The following is a 22,302-nucleotide window of genomic DNA, read 5'->3' as shown; positions in this document are numbered from 1 at the left end:
TGATGAGGTTAATCGATATTGAGATACTTATGGGTCTGTATCGATAAACGCCAATTTCGCTCGATACACACTTTCATCGCCAACTCAGTGGCGCGCGGCTTCTGGCTAATGGGCTGCAGGCAGATAGTCTTACCCAAGGTATCGACCCCCTTTAATAGCTCATCAAGCTCTTCAATATGCGATGCCTTAGCCACAGGGTGTTTGATCTCATCGGCACGCTCTAACGCCTGCTCAAGGACCTTGAAGCCCCCTTTCATATTGACCTTAGGAGAAACCGTCACCCAGGCTCTGGGATCAACCAGCACATCGAAAGTGCCACTGGTCTCGATTTGACATTGTAGCCCCGCATCGGCCAAAGATTGCGTGAGAGCGGTGAGATCATAGATACAAGGCTCGCCGCCGGTGATCACCACATGCTTTGCACTAAAGCCCTGCACCTTAAAGTGCATCAGTAACTCTCTGGCATCCAGTTCGGCCCAGCGGCCTATGGTACCGTCTACCTGGATCACCTGTTCAGAAGAGACTCGATTTTCAGCCAAGGTTTCCCAGGTATGTTTGGTATCACACCAGGAGCACCCCACAGGGCAACCTTGCAGGCGCACAAATATCGCCGGCACCCCGGTGTAAACCCCTTCACCTTGTATGGTTTCGAAAACTTCATTGACCGGATACTTCATCTTTAACCTCATCGCTTTGGGGCGGCTTTTATAGAAGATTTTGCCCCTACAAGCAAGTATAACCCCATTAATTCATCGAGGATTCCTGAATTTACCGCTAAATACCAACGAACCGGCCAAGAAGATTTGCATGACCTTGCGGGTCAGTTAAACTATCGGAAAATTTTTTATCGGACCCATAAAATGTCTAAAGCCGTTGTTGTATTTAGTGGCGGGCAAGATTCCACCACCTGTTTGATCCAAGCACTCAGCCAATATGATGAGGTGCATGCCGTGACCTTCGATTATGGCCAGCGGCACAGTCAAGAGATAGAAACCGCCAAACAATTGGGGCAGCAGCTTAATGTCGCCAGTCACAAGATACTGGATGTCACTGTACTGAATGAATTGGCTATCTCGGCCCTGACACGAGATGCGATTCCGGTATCTAATGAGCTGATGGATAATGGTTTACCCAACACTTTCGTGCCGGGTCGTAATATCCTGTTTCTAACGCTCGCCGGGATCTACGCCTATCAGCTTGGTGCCGAGAGTGTCATTACTGGTGTTTGCGAAACCGATTTCTCTGGTTATCCAGACTGCCGCGATCAATTTATCAAGGCGATGCAATCGGCGCTTGAACTGGGCATGGATAGAGAACTTAAGCTGGTCACCCCCTTGATGTGGCTCAATAAGGCCCAAACATGGGCACTGGCCGACAAGTATCATCAGCTTGAGCTGGTGCGCGACCAGACGCTGACCTGCTATAACGGTATTCTGGGCAGCGGTTGCGGTACCTGCCCAGCCTGCCTCTTGAGAGCCAAAGGGCTGCAAGATTATCTCGACGATAAAGAGACTGTCATGGCGCAGTTGGACGCATCATGTTAGCTCGCCTGACGTCACGCGCCACGCCCTATGGTGTGGTGCTGGCCATAAGCATACTGTGTGCCCTGCTCTATTTTCTGCAACTGGACGCCACACTGGCCTTTCGCCGCGCCGCTATCGCCCATGGCGAGTGGTGGCGCCTGTTTACGGGCAACCTGCTACACACCAATCATTGGCACCTGCTGATGAATCTTGGCGGCCTCTGGGTGATCAGTTTCCTGCACGAAAATCATTACCGCGCCGGTAACTTCACTTTATTATTTTTCCTGCTCTGCCTGTTACAGGGGCTGGGACTCTATTGGTTTTACCCAACCCTTAGCGGCTATGTGGGGCTAAGTGGCATGTTGCACGGTCTGTTTGCTTATGGCGCACTGAAAGATATCCAGATGAAGATCCGCTCTGGTTATCTATTATTTGCCGGGGTCTGTGCCAAGGTAGCCTATGAACAGTACTATGGCGCGACCGATCAGATCACCAAATTGATCGACGCTAGGGTCGCCACCGAGGCGCACCTGGTAGGCGTGGTCAGCGGGATCTTACTATTCCTGCTATTGCGCCAATTAAAGCGTTTCGCCCGTTAATCCTACGGACAGATCTCGCTGGACATGGCCTCAATAGGGGCGATGAAAAAGGCTAACCTCAGGTTAGCCTTTTTCATCTCCGACGTGCTTTAAGCCCGTAAACCTTAAAGACTCAAACCTTGGAGGCCTAAACCTTAACCGCTTAAGCCTTAATCAGAGCTTCGCGCAACGCCAACACTTCGTCTCGCAGCGCCGCCGCCTGCTCAAACTCAAGATCTCTGGCGTGCTGATGCATACGTTTTTCCAGCTCATCGATCTGGTGACTGAGGCTCGCGGCATCTTGCTTAGCATAGGTCGTGCGTGACTCGGCCACTTTATGATATTTCGGCAGCACCTTAGCCGTATGCTCGTTATGACCACCAAGATCCATCACATCGGCGATCTTTTTCGATACCCCTTTAGGCGTTATACCATTGGCCTGATTGAATTTATGCTGCTTCTCTCTACGCCGCTCGGTTTCCCCTATCGCCTTGGCCATCGACTTAGTCACCTTATCACCGTAGAGGATAACCTTACCGTTAACGTTACGCGCCGCTCGGCCAATGGTCTGAATCAATGAACGTTCAGAGCGCAAGAAGCCCTCTTTGTCGGCGTCCAATATGCACACCAACGACACTTCTGGCATATCCAAACCTTCCCTGAGTAGGTTAATCCCCACAAGCACATCAAATACCCCAAGACGCAGATCGCGAATGATCTCGACCCGCTCTACAGTATCTATATCTGAATGCAGATAGCGTACCTTAACCCCATGTTCGTCCAGGTACTCGGTGAGATCCTCAGCCATACGTTTGGTCAAAGTCGTCACCAACACCCTCTCGTTAACGGCCACACGTTTATTCGCCTCAGACAAGAGATCGTCAACCTGAATCGCCACAGGCCTCACTTCAATCTCTGGATCCAACAGCCCAGTAGGACGGACCACCTGCTCGGCGATCTCCCCTTCACTCTTATCGAGTTCATATTGCGCAGGCGTCGCCGACACAAAAATAGTCTGGGGCATTAACGACTCGAACTCTTCAAACTTAAGTGGGCGATTGTCTAATGCCGAGGGTAAACGAAAACCATATTCCACCAGGTTCATCTTGCGCGACCTGTCGCCTTTATACATGGCGCCAATCTGAGGCACAGTCACATGAGACTCATCCAGGATCAGCAAACCATCTGCCGGCAGATAATCAAGCAGGGTTGGTGGCCCCTCGCCTGGACGTCGACCCGACAGGTAACGTGAGTAGTTTTCGATGCCGGAGCAGTAGCCTAGCTCTGTCATCATCTCGATATCATATTGCACCCGCTCCGAGATACGCTGAGCTTCGATCAACTTATTATTGTCCAGCAGATACTGTTTACGCTCTCTCAGTTCCTGCTTTATCTCCTCGGTGGCTGCGAGGATCTTCTCTCTTGGCGTCACATAGTGGGTCTTGGGGTAAACCGTGGTACGTGCGATCCGCTGTAAGATATGACCAGTCAGTGGGTCAAAGAGACTGAGGCGGTCGATCTCATCGTCAAACAACTCAACACGGATCGCCTGCTTATCGGATTCCGCCGGGAAGATATCGATCACCTCACCACGCACCCTGAATGTGCCGCGATCTAACTCGATATCATTACGGGTATATTGCAACTCACTCAGGCGCTGAAGGATCTCGCGCTGGCCCATAAAATCGCCCTGGCGCAGATGAAGCAACATCTTCATATAGGATTCAGGGTCACCCAAACCATAAATGGCTGAGACAGATGCGATCAGCACCACATCTTTGCGTTCCAGCAACGCCTTAGTCGCCGACAGGCGCATCTGCTCAATATGGGCGTTAACCGATGCGTCCTTTTCGATGAAGGTATTGGTCGAAGGCACATAGGCTTCGGGCTGATAATAGTCGTAATAGGAAACAAAATACTCAACGGCATTATGAGGGAAGAACTCCTTCATCTCGCCATAAAGCTGAGCCGCCAGGGTCTTGTTGGGCGCCATAATAATGGTGGGGCGCTGCATCTGCTTAATGACGTTGGCAATGGTAAAGGTCTTGCCTGAGCCCGTCACCCCCAGCAGCGTCTGACTAGCCAGGCCGGATTCGAGTCCCTCTACGAGCTGCTTGATGGCTGTAGGCTGATCGCCAGCCGGCTGATATTGAGATACGAGGTCGAACGCTGATTCACTCAATGGTGCACTCCTTTATAACAGTGCACCTATCTTAATTGACCCAAACTCATTAGCCAATTGCGAACCCTGTTTTTATTCGCGAGCAGATTTAACCAAAATAGCACCTAAACATCATCAAGTTGTCATGTAACTTTAGTACAAGGTAGAAACCTCCTCCTTTAGATTAAAAAACAGCCAAAAACCTAAGGCTAGAGCCAGATTAATACACAAGTTATCGCCTAAATCTGATTACATATTTGTAACGCCGCCACTTTTATTGCTCTACGGGGCTTGATTTTTATAAGTTATTGATAAACAGTGACAATATTAAGAGTAGCTAAATCTCGTCATTTTAAGTACAAGTCCCAATCCATCGGGCTTTGACCGTAGGTTTTCGTCCTAACCCACAGGTTTATCCACAGATTTAGTGGATAAGTCGCGCAACCTCAGGAGAATCGCGGCTTTAGGGCTATTTAAGCGAATGGTGAGATTTCATTGATGAGATGAAATTTTACTACATTTGAAAATACGACTGTCCGACAAAAATGCTTGCCATGCCATAATCTCCGTCGAAAAATCGTTAATAGGTGATAATTTTCAGCCAGATATGGCCGCGAAATAGCCAAAATGCCCACTTAGCGATCACTATGCGCATTAGATGAGCACTTAACAGCATAATTACACTTTTTTTGCCAAGTCGAGTTGACTCGTGTGTAAGAGCGATTTAATATGCGCTCCGTCTTCAACGACGAGTCGCTTATACGATTCCCCAGTAGTTCAGTCGGTAGAACGGCGGACTGTTAATCCGTATGTCACTGGTTCAAGTCCAGTCTGGGGAGCCAAAGCGGTCATTGAAGAAGATAGTTAAGCATTATGTAGTTCCCCAGTAGTTCAGTCGGTAGAACGGCGGACTGTTAATCCGTATGTCACTGGTTCAAGTCCAGTCTGGGGAGCCAAATGTTTAACCATATAAGTATCTGTTCCCCAGTAGTTCAGTCGGTAGAACGGCGGACTGTTAATCCGTATGTCACTGGTTCAAGTCCAGTCTGGGGAGCCACTTATACTTATACTTATATAGATAGCGAAGTTTCTACTCCCCTGTAGTTCAGTCGGTAGAACGGCGGACTGTTAATCCGTATGTCACTGGTTCAAGTCCAGTCTGGGGAGCCACTTCACTATCCTATTCCACTAAAGATTCCCCAGTAGTTCAGTCGGTAGAACGGCGGACTGTTAATCCGTATGTCACTGGTTCAAGTCCAGTCTGGGGAGCCATCTTCTTCGTTATCCTCTCACGCTTCGTCTAAAAAATCTCATCTGCCATAAAGCGTTAGACTATCCGTTTCAAATTTAGCTAGAATGAGTAATCGATTGTCTTAGGTTACTATTTATGGGCGTTGGAAAATCAATTCATCTACTTCTTATTGCAGTTTGCCTGACCCTGATAGCAATAGGTTATCAAGGCCAAAAACAGCAGATAGTTAGGCTCGCCGACACCCAGCTTAAAGAATATCAAGCCAATCCTCTTTGGCAGCAAGCCCTCCCAGAAGATGGCAAAGCCCTCTTTGCGCTGTTAAGTAAAGAGTATGACTTTCAGTTTTTTCAATATGTGCATCAGCTAGATGGCAATCTGAATTACACCCATGGCCAGCTCATTCCAACCAGTCATGATCTTGCCACATTGCTGTTTAGCCAACTAAGAGATGACACACGGGCCCTCGCCCAGGGTAGATTGCAGGTTAAACTCGCTAGCCGCGGCATCGCAAATGACGCCGTCAATCAATTTATACAAAGCCTATATTGGATTGGTGGTACCTATTTGGTTCTTGCCCTATTGGTCTCACTCATCATACATCGCCAAAAGCGCAGTGTTCGTTACGCCGTTGAAGCACTCGATACCTTAGCTGAACTTAAGTTTGACGCCATAGCACACTCGCGTTTTAAAGGAGAGCTGAAACCCTTAGGCAAGGCCATAGAGCATTGTCGCAGCGCATTACATGAGAAATTCGATAAGATAAAAAAGGATAATGAGCAGCTCAATCGAGAAGCTTACCAAGATCCCATAACCCTTTTTGGCACGCGCCCTAAATTTACCGAAAAGCTTGATGCAATCGCCAAACCAGGTAAAGACAGAATTGGGTTGATGGCGATGATCAAGGCAACCGAACTGGGACATGTCAACCAGAGTATGGGGCGCGCCGCCGGTGACGATTACCTTTCGGGTGTTGCTAACTGTATTCGTAAGGCGCTACAAGGGATCCCCAATATTGAAGCATTTCGACTCTCAAGCGCCGACTTTGCCGTGTTTATTCCCGACCTAGTCCTTAAAGATGCCCATGGGCCTTTAGAAAAGTTAAAGGCGGAATTTGATGAATTCCAGCAAACTAGCGATCTCGACGCCACCGCCTATATCGGCTTGGTTCCCTACCAGCAAGGGGGGGATGCCCTATCGCTCGTCTATATCGCCGATGCAGCCGTCAGCATAGCCCAGACCCTAGGTCCCAACAGCTATCATATTCAGGAGAAACTGACCGATGAGGAACTGATTGGCGATTCTCATTGGAAACTGGCAATCGAAGATATCATTAAACGCCGAGCGATTAAGTTTCAAGCACAGGACATTCAACCCTGCCGTGGCGCCGACAATATCTATAGCGAACTGCTGTCTCGCTTTTACAGTGCCGAAGGTAAATTCCTGCCCACAGGTACAGTGATTGCTATGGCAGAACGTCATGGCCTGAGTGTCGAACTCGATAAGATCATTATCTTAAGTACACTACGTTTACTGATTGACACACCCACGCTCACCGGCGCCTTAGGGATCAATATCAGCACCGCCTCGATGAATCAGCCAGACTTTACCGCTTGGCTCAGAGATCTCTTAGTGCGTCAGCGCCAAATCGCCTCACGCATAGTGCTTGAGGTCAACGAGGCCGGCATGCAAGCGAATATCAGTCAGGCGCACAAATTCGTTCGCGATATGCATGGTGTTGGTGCACGGGTCGCGGTTGAGCACTTTGGGATGGGCTTCACCTCGTTTAAATTCTTTAAAGAAGTTCGGCCAGATTTTATCAAACTCGACGGTAGTTATTCCCAATCTATCGACAGCGACGCTAACAACCGTTTCTTCGTTAAGATGATTGTCGATGTTGCCCGAAAACAGTCAATCAAGGTGATAGCGTCCAGCATAGAACAGCAGGAAGAAAAGTTTGCCTTAGAACAACTTTTGGTCGATGGCCTACAAGGCTATTACATCGCTAAGCCTAAGCCCTTATCACCAAAGGATGAGCAAACAGCGCGCAATCAGACCGCTGGATAATTAATCCCTGCATTCTTTGTGTTGTTTATCCCGGCCGAAAGGCTGATAATAAGCGATAAATTAGATATAGATAACCCATTGAGATGAGCGAATATCTCCTCCTATTGGTCGGCACAGTGCTGGTCAATAATTTTGTATTAGTTAAATTTCTCGGTCTCTGCCCATTTATGGGCGTCTCGAGCAAGCTGGAATCAGCTATAGGGATGTCGATGGCGACAACCTTTGTGCTGACGCTTGCCTCCATTTTGAGTTATCTAGTTGATAACTATCTGCTGACACCATTTGATTTAAACTATCTGCGCACCATGGCCTTTATTCTGGTGATCGCTGTTGTAGTGCAATTTACCGAAATGCTGGTGCAAAAAACCAGTGCCTCACTCCACAGAGCGCTCGGTATCTATCTGCCCCTGATCACCACCAACTGCGCCGTTTTAGGCGTAGCTCTGCTCAACGTCAACGAGAAGCACGATTTTATCGAGTCGGCTATCTATGGTTTTGGCGCCGCAGCAGGTTTCTCGATTGTATTGATCCTCTTCTCAGCCATGCGCGAGCGACTTGCCGCCGCCGATGTGCCTATGCCTTTTAAAGGCGGTGCCATCGCTATGATCACCGCGGGACTCATGTCACTGGCCTTCATGGGCTTCACAGGTTTGGTTAATTAAGCATGAGCCAAGTTATTATTGCCATTATCCTTTTAGGATTACTCGCTCTCGCCTTTGGTGCGCTACTAGGTTACGCCGCAGAAAAATTTAAGGTCGAAGGCGATCCCATTATCGATCAGGCTGAGGCTTTGTTGCCCCAGACTCAATGTGGCCAATGCGGTTACCCAGGCTGTCGCCCCTATGCCGAAGCGATAGCTAACGGTGAAAAGATCAATAAGTGTCCTCCGGGCGGCACAGCCACAATGGAAAAACTGGCCGAGCTTATGGGCGTCGACCCTGAGCCGTTAACCGCCTCGGCAGAAACTCAAGTAAAGAAGGTCGCTTTCATTCGCGAAGAGGAGTGTATCGGTTGCACCAAGTGCATTCAGGCTTGCCCTGTGGATGCGATTTTGGGCACAGGTAAACAGATGCATACTGTCATTACTGATTACTGTACCGGCTGTGATCTCTGCGTCGAGCCCTGCCCGGTCGATTGCATCGATATGATCCCTGTAGCCGAAACCCTACAAAACTGGAGCTGGCAACTCAATGCCATACCTGTGGTCAATATTAGCGAGGAATCTAAGTGTTAACCTTGTTAGAACAGATAGATAAAGGCACACTGTGGCGTATCCCCGGCGGTATTCATCCTCCAGAGCATAAATCCCTATCGAATCAAAATAAGATAGCCAAACTGCCCCTTGCAGCGCACTACGTAGTGCCTGTACCCGGCGTTGGCGAAACTTGCACCTTAGCCGTTAAAGTGGGTGATACTGTGGCCAAGGGCCAGGTGCTGACACAAGGTGAAGATTTCCGTCATCTGCCAGTACATGCGCCAGTCTCCGGTAAGGTGACCGCCATTGAGGCTCGCCCTAGTAATCACGCCTCTGCGCTGCCTGTATTAAGCTGTGTGATTGAAAATGACCACCAAGAGCGGTGGATAGACACGGTTCACGCCCCTTTGAGCCTCGATGACGTCGCCGAAATGGACAATCAAGCTATCTTGAGTCGCATTCAGGCTGCGGGTATTGCCGGTCTGGGAGGCGCGGCCTTCCCTACTCATATCAAACTGACCCCTGTCAGTGATATCGAACTGCTGATCATCAATGGGGTGGAATGTGAACCCTATATCACCTCAGATGACAAGCTGATGCAGGAAGAGTGCGATGAAATCATTCGCGGCATAGAGATCATCCATCAGCTACTTGGGCCAAAACGCATTATTATTGCAATAGAGGACAACAAGCCCGAAGCGATTGAACAGATAGGACACAGTCTCAACCGCAGCAAACTGCCAAGTAATTGTGCCAGAGTCGCAAAGATCCCGACCCTCTACCCTTCGGGTGGGGAAAAACAACTGATCCAGATCCTTACGGGTCAGGAAGTACCATCAGGCGCTATACCCGCTAATCTGGGGATCTTGGTTCAAAACGTTGGCACCGCCTATAGTATCGCTCAAGCGGTTTATCGCAACATGCCACTGCTAGAGCGTGTTGTTACCCTCACAGGGCAAAATGTCAGCAAGCCTGGTAACTATTGGGTACCCATAGGAACGCCTGTGGCACACTTGCTAAAGGTCTGCCAATTTAAAGGCAATTTAGATGCACCTGTGATAGTCGGTGGTCCCATGATGGGCTATATGCTACCCAATTGGGATGCACCTATCACCAAAGGTACTAACTGCCTCTTGATGCCGAGTACGCAAGAAATAGCGCCACAGAGCCCAGAGCAGCCTTGTATCCGCTGCGGTGAGTGTGCGGTAGCCTGCCCAGCTCAACTACTACCACAGCAGCTCTTTTGGCACGCTAAAGCGCAAGAATATGACAAGGCGGCGAGTTACAACCTAAGAGACTGTATCGAATGTGGCTGTTGCAGTTATGTCTGCCCAAGCGATATCCCCTTGGTTGAATATTACCGCGTAGCGAAATCGGCGCTAAAACAGGAAGCCGAAGAGAAGAAACAGGCCGAACTCGCCAAACAGCGCTTCGATTCCCGCACACTAAGACTCGAGCAGGAAAAGCAGGCGCGGGAAGAGAAAGCAAAACAAGCGGCAGAGCGGCGCAAGACCCAGATGACAGGCTCTGATAAAGATGCTGTCGCTGCCGCCATGGCAAGGATTAAGGCGAAAAAGGCCGATCAAGAGCAAACTCAGACACCTGAGCCAACACAAACTGAGGCTACAGCCGCTGATAGCCCTGTGAATCCACAAGAAGTGAAACCACAAGATAAGGTCGCCGCAGCCATCGCTAGAGCCAAGGCGAAAAAGGCCGCGCAAAAAGCAGAAGCTGAACCTGCAGCAACAACGGAGTCTAGCGTAACGCTAGCAAGTGGTGATAGCAGCACGGCCGCTCCGAGTCAGAAAGAGAAAGTCGCCGCAGCCATCGCCCGTGCCAAAGCGAAAAAGGCCGCGCAGCAACAGTCGCCAGCAGCTGAAATTGACCAAGAGCCGGCTCAGACAGACAAGCAGACAGCCCCTTTAAGCCAACAGGAGAAAGTCGCCGCAGCCATCGCCCGTGCCAAGGCCAAGAAGGCGCAGCAGGCAGGCTTAACAGAGCAGTTAAGGGAAGCGCCAACTGATACGGCTGCACCTATCGATGATGCCGAGGCGATTAAGAAGGCCAAAATCGCTGCCGCGGTCGCTAAAGCCAAGGCGAAAAAAGCCCAACAGGCGGGTTTAAACCAAGAGCAAACAGTCGCTAGCGCAGAACAAGCCTCTGACGAAGCGCCTGTCATGGCTAATAAGGCAGTTGCTTCTGTAGCCCCCGTTGACGATGCCGAGGCGCTCAAGAAGGCTAAAATCGCCGCCGCGGTCGCTAAGGCCAAGGCGAAGAAGGCCCAACAAGCGGGTTTAAACCAAGAGCAAACAGTCGCTAGCGCAGAACAAACCTCTGACGAAGCCCCTGTCATCGCTGAAAAGCCAGTTGCTTCTGTAGCCCCCGTTGACGATGCCGAGGCGATTAAGAAGGCTAAAATCGCCGCAGCGGTCGCTAAAGCCAAGGCGAAAAAAGCCCAACAAGCGGGTTTAAACCAAGAGCAAACAGTCGCTAGCGCAGAACAAGCCTCTGACGAAGCGCCTGTCATGGCTGATAAGCCAGTTGCTTCTGTAGCACCTGTTGACGATGCCGAGGCGCTCAAGAAAGCCAAAATCGCCGCTGCGGTCGCTAAAGCTAAGGCAAAGAAACTGGCAAAGGCCCAAGCTGATAACTCAACCAATGAGCACAAGGATTAACCATGGCATTTAAGTTGGCCTCATCGCCACACCTTTCAACCAAAGCACAAACCCGCGGGTTAATGTTTAAGGTCATGCTGTGTGCCCTACCGGGCGTACTGGCCCAGTGCTACTTTTTCGGTTGGGGCACCCTGATCCAAATCGTCTTCGCCATCGGCGTAGCGCTGGCCACAGAGGCTGCGGTGTTAAAGCTGCGCGGTCGCCCTGTAGGAAAAACCCTCAGTGATAATAGCGCCGCGTTAACCGGCCTACTGATTGGTGTTGCGATTCCTGCGCTTGCACCATGGTGGATTGCAGCCATTGGGGTGATCTTTGCCATCTTAGTGGTAAAGCAACTTTATGGCGGCCTAGGTAATAATATCTTTAACCCAGCCATGGCCGCCTATGTCATGCTGCTTATCTCCTTCCCGGTACAGATGACTACCTGGGTGGCCCCTAGCGGCGCCGCATTGCACGGCACGGATCTATTACTAAGCCTAAGTATTATCTTCCAAGGCGCCGATGCTGAGCAGATCCTCGCCTATCGCGCTGGGTTCGATGGCATGACCATGGCGACCCCACTGGATGCTGTGAAAACGGGTCTATCAACTGGCTTAACCATCAACGAGATCCTGCTCAAACCCAATTTTAGCGATGGCTTCGGCATCGGCTGGGCAATCATTAACCTGGCTTACCTTGCTGGCGGCCTGGTAATGCTGAAACTCAAATTGATCCGTTGGCAGATCAGTACGGCAATTCTTGCCAGCCTGTTTATCTGTGCAAGCATAGGTTATCTGTTAAGCCCTGATACCCATATGGGCCCCTTATTACACTTGTTCTCCGGCGCCACTATGCTAGCGGCTTTCTTCATTGCCACAGATCCCGTTACAGCCGCAACCAGCACCCGTGGACGCTTAATATTCGGCGCGCTCATCGGTCTTTTGGTCTACGTGATACGTAGCTTTGGCGGTTACCCGGATGCCTTTGCCTTTGCTGTGCTGCTGGCAAACCTGTGCGCGCCCTTTATCGATTACTATGTCAAACCCCGTGCCTATGGCCACAGAGCTAGCCACTAAGCCCACGGCAGGAGTATGAAGTGAAACGTTCTATAGTCAAAAATGCTACTCTGCTCGGTCTGTTTGCCCTGCTGTGCACCGCACTGGTGGCCTTAGTCAACCAGTTTACCTTTGAGCGTATTAAGCAGCAGGAAGATCTTGAGTTGATGCGCACCCTGCATCAGATCATCCCAGATGATATGCATGACAATGCGTTGATCGAGCACTGCATTCTTATTCAGGACGCAGCGGCTTTAGGCGTCGAGGAACCACTGCCAGCCTATATCGCCAGTAACCAAGGTGAGCCAGTGGCCATCGCCATCGAAACGGTCGCGCCCGATGGCTATAATGGCCAGATCAAGCTGATCGTCGCCATCGATGCAAAAGGTGAAGTGCTAGGGGTGCGTACCCTTAATCACAACGAGACGCCGGGTCTTGGCGATAAGATCGAGCTGCGAAAGTCCCCTTGGGTATTTGGCTTTAACGGTCAAAGCCTTCAAGATGATCAGGACAAACGCTGGGCAGTGAAAAAGGATGGTGGTCAGTTTGATCAATTTACCGGTGCCACCATTACCCCCAGAGCCTATGTTGGCGCGGTGCGACGTACCCTGCTCTACTTCAACACTAATAAACAGACCCTGTTGAGTCGTCCAGCCAATTGTGAGGTCAACTATGAGTAACTATCGCGATATCGCTTGGCAAGGACTGTGGAAAAACAATCCTGGCTTAGTACAACTCTTGGGGCTTTGCCCTCTGCTGGCGGTTACCGCTACCTTAACTAACGCCATTGGCCTTGGTTTGGCAACCTTAGTGGTGCTGGTTGGCTCAAACGTGCTTGTCTCTCTGGTGAGAGAGTTTGTCCCGAAAGAGATCCGTATCCCGGTATTTGTCATGATCATTGCCGCGCTGGTGACCTGTGTGCAGTTGTTGATCAACGCCTATGCCTATGGCCTTTACCTATCACTAGGGATCTTCTTACCACTTATCGTCACCAACTGCGTGATTATCGGCCGCGCCGAGGCCTTTGCGTCGCGTAATAACGTTGTTAAGGCTGCGTTTGACGGGTTAATGATGGGGGTCGGCTTTACCTTAGTGTTAATGGCGCTTGGCGCTTGTCGTGAAATCTTGGGCCAAGGCACTCTGTTTGACGGTGCCGATCTCTTATTAGGCGATTGGGCAAAAGGGCTCACAATACATCTTTGGCAGGTGGATACCAACTTCCTATTGGCCATGCTGCCGCCAGGCGCCTTCATCGCCATGGGGTTTCTGATCGCCATCAAAAACCTGATCGACAAGCAGCTCGAGGCACGCAAACCCGCAGCCGAAGCCGCACCTGCCGTCACCCGTGCCCGTATCACTAAGGTGAGTTAAGTCATGAATAAAGAGAAGCGAATAAAAATACTGGAGATTCTTCGCGACAATAATCCAAAACCAGAAACAGAACTTAACTTCTCATCCCCTTTTGAGCTCTTGGTTGCCGTCACCCTGTCGGCACAGGCCACGGATGTTAGCGTCAACAAAGCTACCGATAAACTGTTTCCGGTGGCTAATACGGCCCAGGCTATCTATGATCTCGGTGTCGAAGGTCTAAAGCAATATATTAAGACCATAGGCCTGTACAACAACAAGGCGATTAACGTCATCAAGGCGTGCGAGATCTTGATTGAAAAGTATAACGGTGAAGTACCTGAAAACAGAGAGGCGCTCGAGGCATTACCGGGTGTGGGCCGAAAAACTGCCAACGTGGTATTAAACACAGCTTTTGGTTGGCCGACTATCGCCGTCGACACCCATATTTTTCGTGTCGCCAACCGCACCAAATTTGCCATGGGCAAAAATGTGGATCAGGTTGAGCAAAAGATGTTAAAGGTGGTCCCAGCCGAATTTAAGGTAGATGTGCACCACTGGTTTATCCTGCATGGCCGCTATATATGCACCGCTCGTAAACCTAGGTGCGGCGCCTGTATTATTGAAGATTTATGCGAATTTAAAGATAAAGCTGACTAACTAGCCAGCTTTAACAACTTGATTTTATATATTACTTTTTAGCGTGAGACAGGCTTTATTCACACGCTTAAACAAATCATCAATGAACCTTATGTCAATTGGTGAACGCCTATACTAGCGTCATTTTGATGGGGAGATTTTCCAGTGCGCTAGCGGATACTCGTCTAACTGGTAAATTCTCACCCAGTCATAACTGGCTCTCATTGGGTAAATATTGCGCTTTTTATTACCACCGAACACTGCTTGAATATCGTCATTTGGGATCCAAAAATTCATCATTAATTGTGTTAGATTATCGGGTATTGGTGTCGGAAACTTTTGTTCATTCTGGCATACAGGTTTACATGCTAAATCCTTTAATGACAGTGTCTTATAAATTTTTCCGTCAACAAACCATTTGATCGCTGAGGGCGTCCACTCGATAGCATACACTCGCCATTCATCTGCGGGGGCGATGTTAATTTTATCTTCCCATGCGCCCCACTGCCGGGTTTCCAACCAGTTAGCGGCGTCAAGGCCATAAATTAAATTAGCTTGAAACTTATCAGGACGCCCACCTTCTAACTCAACATCTATTTCTTCCCACTCTTTAGGCTCACCCTCATGGGTATAGGTGAAAAAAGAAGAAATATAGCCCGAAGCCAATGCTCGATTAGGTGCTTTCATTCTGGTTTCGAAGCGTCCATATTTGATCTGTTTATTAGAACGCGTTCTTAGCTCACCACAACTGTAATCATAAGCAGGCTTCATCATCTGATGGTCTTCAGACCAACTACTGGCGACATATTCTTTCTCAATAATCAGATTTAATTGTCCATTAGAGACGTCCACACCTTGAGGCTGAAATCGACACACTGACTCACTGCCGACGGCGCCATCGCCCTTTGACCATATCTCTGAGTTAAATTTATCGAATCGTTCATCTAAAACAAGTGAATAGCCTTTGTACTGCCCTGTGTATCCATTGTAAGCGACGGGTAACTCATCGGTATTGTCTAAAACGGAATGAGTGCAACTTACCATCATCAAAGCTGCTATGAATGGCGTGATGCAACCTAGAGTTTTTGTCAAAAAAGTCTGTTCCATCTATCAGTCCCTTAATCAGTAACGAAAGGCGATGAGTTAAAGAGTAATCGTTACATTAAATATGAGGTCAACTCAATGTCGAAATGGATCACTCACCTCTCACTGCACATTTCAACCTTACCTAATGACGCAAAGTGACCTAAAAAATCCCGTGGTAAAATCGACTCCTATAATCACCAACCGCACTAAGTTTGCCCTGGGCAAAAATGGGGTTCAGCTAGAGCAGCAGATGTTTAAAGATGGTCCAGAAAGATTTTAAAGTCGATGCAGTTCAATGGTTTTTGGTAAATATAATGGCAATTTAAACAGAAAGTCTATGCTGACGAGTAAGCCACAAAAAAGCCGCTTTCGCGGCTTTTTTACACTTAAAACATACAAACAAAGAAAATAGATAAAAAGATGGCTATGGTAACCGTTAGACCTAAGGCCATTTTCAATTCGCTTGGCATCGACAACTCCTTTAATGACGGGGACTGCATTATCTCAGGCACAGGGGTGAACACCAGCCATATCCCTGAATTATGTGACCCTGATCAACCCATGTATCACCCTAAAAACCGTACAAACCCATCAAGCTAATAGTGTAAATTTAACCGTTTAAGCTAAGGCAACTCTCTGCCCTTATTGCATTTCAATAACAGGTAAAAAAGGTATACTTGTCACCGACACTAATCCTAAACCGAGGACGTTATGGCACAACTTTTACACACTATGCTAAGAGTCGGTGATCTTGATCGTAGCATACATTTTTACACCGAAGTTTTAGGCATGAAGCTGCTGCGCAAGTCGGAAAACCCTGAATACCGTTACACCTTGGCCTTTGTTGGTTTCGATGAAGAGTCTAGTGGTGCAGCCGTGGTCGAGCTAACCTACAACTGGGATACAGACAAGTATGATCTCGGTACAGGCTTTGGCCACCTGGCCATTGGCGAAGCCGATATCTATAGCCGCTGCGCCGCCATCGAAGCCGCTGGCGGCAAGGTGACACGCCAACCTGGACCTGTTGCCGGTGGTACCACAGAGATCGCCTTTGTCGAAGATCCTGACGGTTATAAGATTGAATTCATTCAGATGAAATCAGCCCAACAAGGCTTAGGCTAACACGATAAGCTAAGCATAAAAAAAGCGCCCTAGGGCGCTTTTTACATTCAGTCTATCGATTAGAACTTAACAGTAATTCCACCATAGATTTGACGACCGATTGTGTCGTAAACCTCTGGTACGGTACCTGCTTCGTTACCACTTGCAACCATCATAGGCTTCTCATCGGTGAAGTTCTTCAGACCTAGGCTCGCCGTAATGCTATCGTTGATGTGGTACATACCCGAGATATTGTGGTACAAGATTGAATCAATGGTATCACCATAGTTGATATCATCCATCTCACCGATATAACGGTTAGAGTACATTAGGCTCCAGTCACCCTGTCCGGCTTTCACGCTGAAGTTATTCTTTACCTTAGCGTAACCACCAAACATGCCGCCGATAGTGCCTGTGTAATCGATACCATCCTGTTCAAATTTAACTAGGTAGGTCAAGTCGTTGCTAATGCTCCAATCTAAACCTAAGCCTTCGAAACGATAAGCCAGGTTAAAGTCGACGCCGCTGGTGTCTTGATAACCCACGTTAGTCAGCGGGTTGGTCAGGTTCTCAAGATTTCCATCTGGCGTGATGCCAAAGGTCTCACAAGCTGAGGTATCGCCACCATGACAGGCGTTAAGGCCCGCCTGAACGTCCAGACGCGAGATAGCATCAGTGATCTTGAAACGCCAGTAGTCCAACGTTAGTGACATACCATCGATATAGCTAGGAGAGTAAACCAGACCTGCTGTGTAAGACTCTGATGATTCGGCCTTCAGGTCTGCATCTGAGGTGTAGTTCACTAAAATCTGTGGATCTTGCTCGTTACCCCATGGATCATCTAGGTAATCGAAAGATCCTACGTTACCGCCAAACAATTCACTGACGTTAGGTGCTCGGAAGCCAGTAGCAGCAACAGCCCGTAGCATCAGATCGTTGGTTGCTTCATAGGTTAGACCTATCTTCCAAGTCGACGCATTACCAAAGGTTGAATAATCATCGAAACGCAGCGCAAATTCACCTGTTAGTTTGTCGGTAAACGGTACACTTACCTCTTGGTAAACAGAGAAGACGCTGTAGCTACCGTCGGTTGGATCTTGCTGGGCAGCGGTACCTTCACCAGCAACAATCACTGCATCTGGATTGTAGTAACCGCTGTCGTGACGATATTCTGCGCCGATCGCATAAGCCACTGGGCCCGCGTCCAAATCAAACGCTTCACCACTGATCACACCTGAAACGATGTGTTGCTCGTTACCGCCGGTTGTATTTTCTAAGTAGCTAATGTCATTGATGACATCTTGCGACAGTGGGTCACCGCTAAACCAAGCATCCTGGTTATCATAAACAGACTGTGCCATGTTTTTAGCGTTGATTGAGTTGTGTACCCAAGTTTTCGCCTTGTTCTTACCATAGGTGTAAGCCACATCCCACTGAATACCCGTGTGAACATCCAACTCGCCGGCTAAGCCTGCTGAGACACGCAGAGTATCAGTGTCTTGCTCATAGATACGATTACCCGCATCATTGGTTCTTCTACGGTACTCAACGCGGTCCTGATCGTCTGGCGTAATTCCGCCAGCAAGCATGGCATCAGTTAAGGTAATGCAGTTACCTGTTGAGCTAGGTGTACATACATCTAACATTACAGAAGCGGGCTGGGCCGCCATCATCTGCTCAGATTTACGCTTGGTATAAAGAATGTCACCGGTAAAGACGATGTCATTTGCAAACTCTTGAGTGGCATTAGCAAAGAAGCTGTAACGCTCGTTGGGTGTCTGTAGCCAGCTGTCCTGGGTATAGTCGTAACCTTCGGTGCGATCGACCCAGTTACCGTTTTCATCTTGTACCTTACCGCCTAAAGTACCTGTAGGAATATAGCTACTAGACCCCTTCTCTACCCAATCGCGATCTCTTTGCATGACGCCACCACGATCTGAGTAAGCCACACCAAAGGTATAGTTACCACCATCGGTATTAAAACCGTATAGCGCACTGATCTCAGCATTTTCACCATCACCCTTATCGGTTGCGCCGCCGTTAATATCGAGCTGGAAACCTTCGAAGTCTTTCTTGGTGATGATGTTCACTACACCAGCAATGGCATCAGAACCATAAACCGCCGAGGCACCATCTTTTAAGATCTCAACACGGGCAATCATGGCAACTGGAATGGTGTTTAAGTCTACAGCGCTATCAGCACCCGAACCAGAGTTAACCATACGGCGACCATTTAACAGTACCAAGGTACGGCTAGCGCCCATACCACGCAGGTCTACCTGGGCAACACCATCGGCACCATTGTTGGTCGTAGAGCCTGCAGCCATACCCGCCATGGCTGGTTGAGCTTGCAGGATCTCGTCAACCGAGTTGTAGCCTTCGGCGCGAATCGCACTGGCATCAATAACGGTAACGGGTGAGGCTGTTTCCATATCCTGACGTTGAATGCGCGAACCTGTCACGGCAATACGTTCGAAAGAGGCGCTTTCTTCGGCAGCAACCACATTATTGCTAACAATAAATCCACTGGTTGATACTGAAGCAATTAAACTATATTTAACTGCTGCAGCTAATCTGCTTGTTTTTATCATGTAAATATTCTCCCTGATTCAATATTTTTATTCGGCGCCGTTCTTTTATTTATTCAACGCTCGATTCGATACTGTCTTGTCGCCATAAAAGCGTCAATCCACCAAATATTTAACCAATGAAAAATAAACGTTAATTTATGGTGTTTATTAAGTAACAAAGGACATTCCGATTTTTCTCAACCCGAGTGAATAAGCATTCACCTAGCGTAATTAACTAGATTTACGCTCATTAGCCAGTGATTTAAACCGCGACAGGTGCAACACAAATACAACGCACACAAATACCATAAGTGTGATCACCGTCACACAAACAGCATCTAAACAGCTGTTTAAATTTAGGTGAGTCACGCTATTGGCACATGAAAGCACCGCTGTTAACATTTCATTCGATAAGCTAGCCTGATGAATAAACATGCTGAAAAGGTCACTAACCAGGCTTAGTAACAATATTTTACATTGAGGGTAAAAATGTCAGATGATTAGATTCAACTGTGTATTTTAAGTACATCTAAAACACTGAGTTAAATTCATTTAAAGTGACTTAGGTATATAGAAAATTCACAATGATAAAACGCGTTTCATTATGATTAAGTCTTTAAGTAAAGTTTAAATTTATTAACACCAGACATTACATTTACAATAAATTTAAATTAAGACAAATAACGTATCAATAAGTTACTAAGCTATCGCCCTAGTAACCTTATGCAAATGAAAAAAACGAAATTTAAGAAAACGAATGCTTAACGCGTGATACAAATTGGCCTAGCAAGTGTTCTATACAAACTAAGAAAATAGTGAAGAACCCAAAGGTAAGGTGTGTCTACCTTTTTCCCAGAAAAAAGCGCGGACAAATGCCGCGCCGTTTCTCTTAAAGGTAAGAACGCTTATTCAGGCTTAATCAGATTAAAATGCTGATAGGCTCTAGCCGTAGCGATACGTCCCCTTGGCGTTCGTTGAATGAAGCCCTGCTGGATCAGGAAGGGTTCGAGTACGTCTTCGATGGTCTCACGCTCCTCGCCAATCGCCGCCGCCAGGTTATCTAAACCGACGGGGCCCCCCATAAACTTATCGATAATGGCCAGCAGTAATTTACGGTCCATATAGTCAAAGCCCTCAACATCCACATCCAGCATGTCCAAAGCACTCTCGGCAACCGCCTTATTAACCTCACCATCATGCTTCACCTCGGCGTAGTCACGCACCCGTCTAAGCAGACGGTTGGCAATACGGGGAGTTCCCCGCGAGCGGCGAGCCACTTCCACAGCCCCTTCTTGGTCGATTGGCAGTTCAAGAACCCTCGCTGAGCGCGTCACGATACTGCTGAGATCTTTAACGTTATAAAATTCGAGTCTTAGCGGTATGCCAAATCTGGCTCTAAGCGGCGAGGTTAAGGCCCCGGCCCTGGTAGTAGCACCAATTAGAGTAAAGGGAGGTAATTCGAGCTTAATAGAGCGGGCAGCCGGTCCCTCACCTATCATGATATCCAGCTGATAATCTTCCATCGCCGGATAGAGGATCTCTTCCACTACAGGGCTTAATCTGTGGATCTCATCAATAAAGAGTACATCGCCCGCCTCAAGATTAGTCAGCAGCGCCGCGAGATCTCCAGCTTTTTCAAGCACAGGACCAGAGGTCGACTTGATGTTGACCCCCATCTCGTTAGCGACAATCATCGCCAGCGTGGTCTTCCCTAAACCTGGTGGACCATAGATCAACATATGATCTAAGGCTTCACCCCGTTTCTGCGCCGCCTCAATAAATACCTTGAGCTGAGCACGAGTATCGTCTTGTCCCGTGTATTCATCGAGCAACTTAGGGCGCATCGCCCTGTCTATCTGCTCATCACGCTCCTCTATCCCCTGGGGCTGAGCATGAACTAACCTATCGGCTTCTATCATTTAATTCTCACTTTGGCGCTAAAGCATCGACTTGAGCGACGCCTTGATCAGTGTTTCCGAGTCCATGCCTTCCTTGAAGACACTGGAGACCGCCTTACTGGCTTGTGCTGGCTTATATCCTAACGCCAATAGCGCCGAGATGGCATCTTCTTCTGCACTGTTAACCACTGGCGCTGGCGTGTAATTGGATTGGAGCACAAACTCACGCTCGGATCCGTGGGACGCTTCCATCAGACTCTTTAACTTATCGCGCATCTCTACCAATAAGCGCTCAGCAGTTTTCTTACCCACACCAGGTAATTTCACCAAGGTGGCGATATCATCGTGCTCGACACACTTAACAAACTCGGCGGCGTTCATGCCAGACAAAATCGTCAGGGCCAGTTTAGGGCCGACGCCATTGGTCTTGATCAATAACCTAAACAGGGCTCTTTCCTGCTTGCTCATGAAGCCGTAAAGCAGCTGGGCGTCTTCACGCACCACAAAGTGGGTGTAGATCACCGCCTCCTGATTTAACTCAGGCAGTTCGTAGAAGCAGGTTAAGGGCATCTGCACCTCGTACCCCACACCAGATACTTCGATAAGCACTTCTGGTGCCTGCTTTTCGACTAATAATCCCCGTAAACGACCTATCATCTATATCTTCCGTATGTTCTCGCGCTGGCCTTACCGCCCAGGGCAATAAGACTCTGATATGTATGGAAATGGCACAGAGCAACGCCCAGAGCATCGGCCGCATCAGCCTGAGGCGCTGCGGGCAACTTGAGGATCTGCTGCACCATGTGCTGTACCTGACTCTTCTGCGCCCGGCCAGTGCCGACTACGGCATTTTTAATCTGAGTCGCCGAATATTCGGCAACTGGTAGGTCTGCATTGGTGGCGGCAACGATAGCCGCACCTCGGGCCTGACCCAGCTTGAGCGCCGAATCGGCGTTTTTGGCCAGAAATACCCGCTCGATAGCAAACTCATCGGGCTGGTATTGGCGGATGATCTCGCTAATGCCATCAAAAATAATCTTAAGACGCGATGGCAGATCATCCGATTGGGTGCGAATACAGCCACTGCCAAGATAAACTTGCTGCCTACCCTGGCACTGGATCACCCCATACCCAGTGATCCGCGAACCAGGATCTACCCCCAAAATGATCGGCATAGAT

General features: G+C 48.7%; 18 protein-coding genes and 5 tRNA genes. 16 read left to right on the top strand and 7 right to left on the bottom strand.

The features are described from left to right. Window positions 1-8: 8 nt before the first annotated feature. Window positions 9-677, bottom strand: coding sequence for a 7-carboxy-7-deazaguanine synthase QueE (queE, locus tag CFF01_RS09005; protein ID WP_033538121.1), 669 nt, complete (start codon window positions 675-677; stop codon window positions 9-11). 183 nt (window positions 678-860) lie between these two features. Here queE and queC point away from each other — a divergent pair, with 183 nt between their 5' ends. Then, a complete protein-coding gene (queC, locus tag CFF01_RS09000) occupies window positions 861-1,544 on the top strand; it encodes a 7-cyano-7-deazaguanine synthase QueC (RefSeq protein WP_033538120.1) in 684 nt (227 codons plus the stop codon). Beyond that, the gene (rrtA, locus tag CFF01_RS08995; protein WP_088904574.1) at window positions 1,538-2,122 is read left to right on the top strand and encodes a rhombosortase; all 585 of its coding nucleotides are present in this window, start codon (window positions 1,538-1,540) and stop codon (window positions 2,120-2,122) included. The genes queC and rrtA overlap by 7 nt, the downstream gene beginning before the upstream one ends. Window positions 2,123-2,264: 142 nt before the next feature. Here the strand turns inward: rrtA and uvrB are convergent, their stop codons facing one another. Beyond that, window positions 2,265-4,283, bottom strand: coding sequence for an excinuclease ABC subunit UvrB (gene uvrB / locus CFF01_RS08990; RefSeq protein WP_088904573.1), 2,019 nt, complete (start codon window positions 4,281-4,283; stop codon window positions 2,265-2,267). 745 nt (window positions 4,284-5,028) lie between these two features. Here uvrB and CFF01_RS08985 point away from each other — a divergent pair. The 13 genes from CFF01_RS08985 (at window position 5,029) to nth (ending at window position 14,489) form a co-directional block, all read left to right on the top strand. After that, window positions 5,029-5,104 (top strand) — tRNA-Asn (locus CFF01_RS08985). 38 nt (window positions 5,105-5,142) lie between these two features. Next, a tRNA-Asn gene (locus CFF01_RS08980) sits at window positions 5,143-5,218 on the top strand. A 25-nt stretch (window positions 5,219-5,243) separates the two neighbouring features. Further along, a tRNA-Asn gene (locus CFF01_RS08975) sits at window positions 5,244-5,319 on the top strand. A gap of 37 nt (window positions 5,320-5,356) precedes the next feature. Next, window positions 5,357-5,432 (top strand) — tRNA-Asn (locus tag CFF01_RS08970). A 26-nt stretch (window positions 5,433-5,458) separates the two neighbouring features. After that, window positions 5,459-5,534, top strand: a tRNA-Asn gene (locus CFF01_RS08965). Between the two features lie 115 nt (window positions 5,535-5,649). Next, a complete protein-coding gene (locus CFF01_RS08960) occupies window positions 5,650-7,578 on the top strand; it encodes an EAL domain-containing protein (protein WP_088904572.1) in 1,929 nt (642 codons plus the stop codon). A gap of 83 nt (window positions 7,579-7,661) precedes the next feature. After that, on the top strand, window positions 7,662-8,240 hold the full coding sequence (gene rsxA, locus CFF01_RS08955) for an electron transport complex subunit RsxA (RefSeq protein WP_033538116.1): 579 nt from the start codon (window positions 7,662-7,664) through the stop codon (window positions 8,238-8,240). A gap of 2 nt (window positions 8,241-8,242) precedes the next feature. Then, window positions 8,243-8,812, top strand: a complete 570-nt coding sequence (gene rsxB, locus CFF01_RS08950) for an electron transport complex subunit RsxB (protein WP_033538115.1) — start codon at window positions 8,243-8,245, stop codon at window positions 8,810-8,812. Continuing rightward, on the top strand, window positions 8,806-11,448 hold the full coding sequence (gene rsxC, locus CFF01_RS08945; protein WP_088904571.1) for an electron transport complex subunit RsxC: 2,643 nt from the start codon (window positions 8,806-8,808) through the stop codon (window positions 11,446-11,448). The genes rsxB and rsxC overlap by 7 nt, the downstream gene beginning before the upstream one ends. Before the next feature lie 2 nt (window positions 11,449-11,450). After that, a complete protein-coding gene (gene rsxD, locus CFF01_RS08940; RefSeq protein WP_033538113.1) occupies window positions 11,451-12,503 on the top strand; it encodes an electron transport complex subunit RsxD in 1,053 nt (350 codons plus the stop codon). A gap of 20 nt (window positions 12,504-12,523) precedes the next feature. Beyond that, window positions 12,524-13,162, top strand: coding sequence for an electron transport complex subunit RsxG (gene rsxG, locus CFF01_RS08935; protein ID WP_088904570.1), 639 nt, complete (start codon window positions 12,524-12,526; stop codon window positions 13,160-13,162). Then, a complete protein-coding gene (locus CFF01_RS08930) occupies window positions 13,155-13,853 on the top strand; it encodes an electron transport complex subunit E (RefSeq protein WP_088904569.1) in 699 nt (232 codons plus the stop codon). Before rsxG ends, CFF01_RS08930 begins: the two co-directional genes overlap by 8 nt. A 3-nt stretch (window positions 13,854-13,856) precedes the next feature. Further along, complete coding sequence (nth, locus tag CFF01_RS08925) at window positions 13,857-14,489, top strand: endonuclease III (protein WP_033538111.1); 633 nt, start codon at window positions 13,857-13,859, stop codon at window positions 14,487-14,489. A gap of 120 nt (window positions 14,490-14,609) precedes the next feature. Here the strand turns inward: nth and CFF01_RS08920 are convergent, their stop codons facing one another. Beyond that, window positions 14,610-15,575, bottom strand: coding sequence for a glycoside hydrolase family 16 protein (locus tag CFF01_RS08920; protein WP_088904568.1), 966 nt, complete (start codon window positions 15,573-15,575; stop codon window positions 14,610-14,612). A 690-nt stretch (window positions 15,576-16,265) separates the two neighbouring features. Here CFF01_RS08920 and gloA point away from each other — a divergent pair. Beyond that, window positions 16,266-16,676 (top strand): lactoylglutathione lyase, encoded by a 411-nt coding sequence (gene gloA / locus CFF01_RS08915; RefSeq protein WP_088904567.1) that lies wholly within the window; start codon window positions 16,266-16,268, stop codon window positions 16,674-16,676. 59 nt (window positions 16,677-16,735) lie between these two features. On the opposite strand, the gene CFF01_RS08910 is transcribed toward gloA, so the two are convergent. From CFF01_RS08910 to ruvC, 4 genes are all read right to left on the bottom strand, one after another. After that, a complete protein-coding gene (locus CFF01_RS08910) occupies window positions 16,736-19,246 on the bottom strand; it encodes a TonB-dependent receptor plug domain-containing protein (RefSeq protein WP_088904566.1) in 2,511 nt (836 codons plus the stop codon). Between the two features lie 884 nt (window positions 19,247-20,130). Further along, window positions 20,131-21,144: a Holliday junction branch migration DNA helicase RuvB gene (gene ruvB, locus CFF01_RS08905; protein WP_033538107.1), complete on the bottom strand. Its 1,014-nt coding sequence runs from the start codon at window positions 21,142-21,144 to the stop codon at window positions 20,131-20,133. An 18-nt stretch (window positions 21,145-21,162) separates the two neighbouring features. Continuing rightward, window positions 21,163-21,780, bottom strand: coding sequence for a Holliday junction branch migration protein RuvA (ruvA, locus tag CFF01_RS08900; protein ID WP_033538106.1), 618 nt, complete (start codon window positions 21,778-21,780; stop codon window positions 21,163-21,165). Further along, on the bottom strand, window positions 21,777-22,298 hold the full coding sequence (ruvC, locus tag CFF01_RS08895; RefSeq protein WP_033538105.1) for a crossover junction endodeoxyribonuclease RuvC: 522 nt from the start codon (window positions 22,296-22,298) through the stop codon (window positions 21,777-21,779). The genes ruvA and ruvC overlap by 4 nt, the downstream gene beginning before the upstream one ends. Between the last annotated feature and the right edge of the window lie 4 nt (window positions 22,299-22,302).

The sequence above is a fragment of the Shewanella marisflavi genome (assembly GCF_002215585.1).
In the GTDB taxonomy this organism is placed as follows: Bacteria; Pseudomonadota; Gammaproteobacteria; order Enterobacterales; family Shewanellaceae; genus Shewanella; species Shewanella marisflavi.
This window is presented reverse-complemented; position numbering and strand designations above follow the sequence as displayed.

Bases quoted from the DNA above. Each gene is read 5' to 3' on its own strand.
- queE (WP_033538121.1), bottom strand. From the start codon at position 677: ATGAAGTATCCGGTCAATGAAGTTTTCGAAACCATACAAGGTGAAGGG.
- queC (WP_033538120.1), top strand. From the start codon at position 861: ATGTCTAAAGCCGTTGTTGTATTTAGTGGCGGGCAAGATTCCACCACC.
- rrtA (WP_088904574.1), top strand. From the start codon at position 1,538: ATGTTAGCTCGCCTGACGTCACGCGCCACGCCCTATGGTGTGGTGCTG.
- CFF01_RS08960 (WP_088904572.1), top strand. From the start codon at position 5,650: ATGGGCGTTGGAAAATCAATTCATCTACTTCTTATTGCAGTTTGCCTG.
- rsxA (WP_033538116.1), top strand. From the start codon at position 7,662: ATGAGCGAATATCTCCTCCTATTGGTCGGCACAGTGCTGGTCAATAAT.
- rsxB (WP_033538115.1), top strand. From the start codon at position 8,243: ATGAGCCAAGTTATTATTGCCATTATCCTTTTAGGATTACTCGCTCTC.
- rsxD (WP_033538113.1), top strand. From the start codon at position 11,451: ATGGCATTTAAGTTGGCCTCATCGCCACACCTTTCAACCAAAGCACAA.
- CFF01_RS08930 (WP_088904569.1), top strand. From the start codon at position 13,155: ATGAGTAACTATCGCGATATCGCTTGGCAAGGACTGTGGAAAAACAAT.
- nth (WP_033538111.1), top strand. From the start codon at position 13,857: ATGAATAAAGAGAAGCGAATAAAAATACTGGAGATTCTTCGCGACAAT.
- CFF01_RS08920 (WP_088904568.1), bottom strand. From the start codon at position 15,575: ATGGAACAGACTTTTTTGACAAAAACTCTAGGTTGCATCACGCCATTC.
- gloA (WP_088904567.1), top strand. From the start codon at position 16,266: ATGGCACAACTTTTACACACTATGCTAAGAGTCGGTGATCTTGATCGT.
- CFF01_RS08910 (WP_088904566.1), bottom strand. From the start codon at position 19,246: ATGATAAAAACAAGCAGATTAGCTGCAGCAGTTAAATATAGTTTAATT.
- ruvB (WP_033538107.1), bottom strand. From the start codon at position 21,144: ATGATAGAAGCCGATAGGTTAGTTCATGCTCAGCCCCAGGGGATAGAG.
- ruvA (WP_033538106.1), bottom strand. From the start codon at position 21,780: ATGATAGGTCGTTTACGGGGATTATTAGTCGAAAAGCAGGCACCAGAA.
- ruvC (WP_033538105.1), bottom strand. From the start codon at position 22,298: ATGCCGATCATTTTGGGGGTAGATCCTGGTTCGCGGATCACTGGGTAT.